Source organism: Psychroflexus sp. MES1-P1E (assembly GCF_002836055.1).
Lineage (GTDB): Bacteria > Bacteroidota > Bacteroidia > Flavobacteriales > Flavobacteriaceae > Psychroflexus.
The window spans coordinates 1-4,310 of the sequence record NZ_PJBS01000188.1 but is presented as its reverse complement, the minus strand read 5'-3'; the positions used below and the strand labels follow the sequence as shown (position 1 = coordinate 4,310).

The 4,310-nt window shown below is 30.5% G+C and carries 7 protein-coding genes; all 7 read right to left on the bottom strand.

Annotated features, from left to right (window positions below; all coding sequences use genetic code 11):
- Positions 1-130: 130 nt before the first annotated feature.
- Positions 131-388: a Txe/YoeB family addiction module toxin gene (locus CXF67_RS08390; RefSeq protein ID WP_102088350.1), complete on the bottom strand. Its 258-nt coding sequence runs from the start codon at positions 386-388 to the stop codon at positions 131-133.
- A 1-nt stretch (position 389) separates the two neighbouring features.
- Complete coding sequence (locus CXF67_RS08385; protein ID WP_102088349.1) at positions 390-644, bottom strand: type II toxin-antitoxin system Phd/YefM family antitoxin; 255 nt, start codon at positions 642-644, stop codon at positions 390-392.
- Between the two features lie 252 nt (positions 645-896).
- Complete coding sequence (locus CXF67_RS08380) at positions 897-1,361, bottom strand: helix-turn-helix domain-containing protein (RefSeq protein ID WP_102088348.1); 465 nt, start codon at positions 1,359-1,361, stop codon at positions 897-899.
- Between the two features lie 360 nt (positions 1,362-1,721).
- Positions 1,722-2,204: a PIN domain-containing protein gene (locus CXF67_RS08375; protein ID WP_102088347.1), complete on the bottom strand. Its 483-nt coding sequence runs from the start codon at positions 2,202-2,204 to the stop codon at positions 1,722-1,724.
- The gene (locus CXF67_RS08370) at positions 2,194-2,973 is read right to left on the bottom strand and encodes a hypothetical protein (RefSeq protein ID WP_102088346.1); all 780 of its coding nucleotides are present in this window, start codon (positions 2,971-2,973) and stop codon (positions 2,194-2,196) included. The genes CXF67_RS08375 and CXF67_RS08370 overlap by 11 nt, the downstream gene beginning before the upstream one ends.
- 254 nt (positions 2,974-3,227) lie before the next feature.
- Positions 3,228-3,860, bottom strand: a complete 633-nt coding sequence (locus CXF67_RS08365) for a hypothetical protein (RefSeq protein ID WP_102088345.1) — start codon at positions 3,858-3,860, stop codon at positions 3,228-3,230.
- Between the two features lie 152 nt (positions 3,861-4,012).
- The coding region (locus CXF67_RS08360; protein ID WP_180957930.1) for a tyrosine-type recombinase/integrase at positions 4,013-4,310 on the bottom strand (298 nt) is incomplete at its 5' end.

Here is a 4,310-nt window from a genome sequence, read left to right as displayed (position 1 = left end):
GTAAGGTTTGTTGCGTGTTTCTAGCAACTAATCTAGTAAATAATTACAGACCAAGAAAGTCTGCGAGGACTTTCGCAAGTAGGCAAAAAGCCAGCAATAAATTATATACGGTGTTGCCAGCAGTACTTTTTCAGTCGTAATGAAATCTACATTTCGCAATTAATATTTCTCCTTCTCTATATTGGTAAATCAGTCTATGTTCGCTATCAATTCTTCTTGACCAAAACCCTGCATATTTATGTTTTAGCGGTTCGGGTTTTCCAATTCCGTCAAAAGGGTTTCGAGCGATGTCTTTCAGAAGTTCATTTATTTTCTTCAGTTTTTTCTTGTCTGTTTTTTGCCAATACAAATAATCCTCCCAAGATTCGTCAACGAAAATATACTTCATTTTAATTTTCGATTAGGTCTTTGTTGAAAGTTGTTCCGCTTTTTAATTTGTCAATTGCAGAATCTAATCTTAATTCATTTTTTCGAGAAGAAAGTTCGTGATTTGTAGCCATTAAAGAATTATATTCATTTAATGACATAACTACAATTCCAGAATCTTTTCCTCGGTTTATGATTAAAGTCTCAAAGTTCTTTGTTACTCTGTCCAAGTAACTTTTAATATCCTTTCTAAAGTCAGAAACAGTTGCTATTTGCATAATATTGTATTTTATAAAGTACAAATATATGTACAAAATTTGATATTTGCAATTTTTTTCCTGTATTGCTCGCAACGTGTTGTATGTGGTTTGTTGCGTAGTTAAGCAACTAAGTTAGCAAAAAGGGAACGAACCAGAGGAAATTCCGCAGGAATTTCCACGTAGGTAAGAACCAAGCAATTAATTATACACGTTGTTGTCTTTAGTGCTTTTTTGTCCGTTTTGTCATTCGTTATTACTAATTAAAAATCATTATTTCTTTTTGAATTTTTTATCAATCATCTTTCTTTTCCATTCTTCTCCAAAAAAATCAAGATAATTAAGAGAGTAAGCTCCTAGACCAAATATCCAAAAAATTAACATATAAAGAAAGAGAAACCAACCTTCCGAATCTGAATCATTAATCGCTATCCAAAGGAATATAATAAGGTTAACTATTGCGAAAATAAGAAGTTTATAAAATCCTTTTACATTTTGAACATATTCTTCTTCTTTTCTAATTTGATCTACTTCTTCTTTTTTATTCGAATCTTCAATATTGGTTTCGAAGACGGCTGCCAAAGATTTAAGAGATTCTAACCCTGCGTTTTCCCCGTTTTCTATTCGTTGAATAGTTCTTTTGCTTAAACCGCTCATTTCCGCCAATTGTTCCTGAGACCAATGACGCTCTAATCTCATTTTTTTAATATCTCTTAAGTTAATTGTGTTAGAATTCATATTCTTATTGTTTTAAGTTTTATGCAAATCTAAATATTAACTTCTCCTTTATATTGTAAGCGATAAGACACATATATGACAAAGATATGACAGTAATCTGACACGTACTAAATTCCCTATTGATTCCATTTTGTACTTGAGGAATAGTTCAGTTTTTTTGATTAAAACGGCTTTATTTATAAGCTGAAAATTTGCTGACCTAGAAATATCTAGGCATTAAAGACAACGGTTTTGTATATGATTAGTGGCGTGTTTATGCACCTAATTTAGCAAATAAAAACCGAATAGAATATCCGAGAGGATTTTCGTAAGTAAGCTCAAACTAGCCATTAATTATATACGGTGTTGTAAAACGTATTTTTATAAATCTAAAATTCCGAATGTTTCTGTATATGGAACATCAATACTGATTATATCAAATTTTGGGTTAGTTCCTTTTTTCAATAAAGCCAAAGTGTTTTTTGAACGAACGTCAGAAGTTACGAAATGACTAATAGTTTTATCTAAATCAGATTGAGCAAAAAGTTTTGAATCATTAGGAATTATTGCTCGTGGTGATAGTTTTTCCACATTGATTTTGTTTTCTGTGAAAATAATTTTGGCGAATTCTCCTGTTTTTTCAGCTTCTTTTAGATTAAACGGAACAATTTGGACATTTTTTAGAGGTAAGTCTTCAAGTTTTCCGAGAACACAATATTCCGCAATACTAATAGTAGAAACTTTTAGAGCTATTTCATTTTCCAAGAAATATTTAAAATAACCAACAGTATTCGAGTGAAGTGGGTCTTCGTCATTAAGTAGCCGAATAAAAAAACTTGTATCTAACAAAACACTATGCTTCATATCCGCCTCTTAAATTTAACAACCATTCATCAGGATTAATGTTATTCCAGCTTTTTTTGGCTTTTTTAATTAGTGAATTCAGATAATCGCTATCGAATTTTGGGTGATAATTAATTAGTTCTAATAAAGAAAGTGATTTTGTGTCAATTTCGCCAGTCTCAATATTTTGTTTTCCACTTGCTCTAACACCGAGTTTTTTATAAAGTAAATTTTCTTCTCTATCCTTTAAAAATTCTTCTCCAGTTTCAATTGATAAGTATCCATAATCTTGAGTATCTAAATGGATATTAGCTTTACTTTTTCCTCCAGCATCTTTTAAGATACCATAAAAGTAGAATTCCGCTTCAACCCAGATGTTTTCTGTTCTAAAATATTTAGTAGAAGCATTTATTGTTAATTCATAGTCGTCTTTGAGAGAAGTTTTTATTTGAAATTCATAATTTTTCTGACGAGATAAATTTTGAATATTTTCAATTGCTCTTGCAGTTTTTAATTCCAAAAAATCTATAGATTCATTGGCTTGAACTTGACCTAATACAGCACTAAAACCTATTACTGTTTGAATTGTTGTTTTAAACAAATGTCTGACAGAACCTTCTTGAATATCATAAGTAATGATTGGTCTATCTTTCTTATTATTAGGATATAGTAAATCCTCAACATTTTGCAAAATCGTTGCAATATGCTTAATATCGTAGTTGTCAGGACTTAAACTTTGATTGCCTAATTTACCTACAACTCGGATTTCTATGTCTCCAATTTTTTCCACAATTCAAAGATACAATTATTTTAATATGGTTTAAAGGTTTGTTTTTTTCATTATGTTTTACAACGATCCGGCTATGCGTAGTGCGGGATTTGAAAAGCGGAGTTTTCAAATCTGCACGTAGCCAAGAGTTTATATTTTGTTTTTAAATTATTCACTTTAAATACCAAATTAAAGTATTGGCGAATTTCATTAATTGTATTTACCTTTCGTTTAGCAGAAACTCCGCATTACGTATAGGTTTTGTTAGGCAATGTTTAATTTGCAATCTGTTCTAATACTTTTTCAGGAATTAATTGTTTTAACACCTCGTCTTGTTGGTCATTGTATTCTATGTACGTCCATTTATTCGAGTCTATGTTTGATATAGCAATCATTGATTTTTTTGCATTAATATCGAATTTATTATTAGTGTCATCATATTTTACATTGTCGAGACCATAAGCTCCGATGAAGCTTTGTTTTAATTGCTCCTTATTTTTGAGCATTACACCACTAATTTTGATTGTAAGGCCACCATTATAATAAACTCTACAAAATTTTGAGTTTTCATAATTTATGACTTTCGAGATTTTTTCGATTTTGTCAAAATCTGTTTTCATCTCCATTCCCATTTCTTCCATTTGATTAAAGGTCTGTATCATTTGTTCTTTTGTTATAAGGTCAAATAGCTTTGGATATGTCATATTTATTACTCCATCCCAGTCTCCTTTGTTAAATGCATCAAGATAATTCGAAATGTCAGTTGTGAATTCTGACTTTAAATCATTATTATCCTTATTGTAAACTGCTGTCTCGTCTTTGTCTAGAGTTGTGTTTTTGTCTTGTCCTTGAGTACCGCAACTTATTAATGCTGAGAGTCCGATTGTTAATAAAAGATTCAATTTCATTGTTTTTATCTTTAAGAATATATTGCTTAACAATAGTATATAGAACATATGTTCTATATACCTCCAATATAGGATATATATAACATTATGATCTATATACTTCCAATATAGGATATATATAACATTATGATCTATATATCTTTTATATAATTCTAAGAATCAAGAGGATTTTTTATTGTTTTAAAAGTATTTGTAGCAACATGAGTATAAATCTCAGTGGTCTTGCTAGAGCTATGACCCAATAATACTTGAATTTGTCTTAAGTCTACACCAGCCTCTAGGAGATGTGTAGCAAAACTATGCCTAAGCATATGAGGAGTTACTGTTATTCTGATCTTTGCTTTATGAGCTGCGGTCTTCACCACTTTAACTACAGATTGACCGCTATATTTTCCTCCCTTCTGTCCCTCAAACAAATACTCCTTAGGTTTCCAAGTTTTATAATAGCTT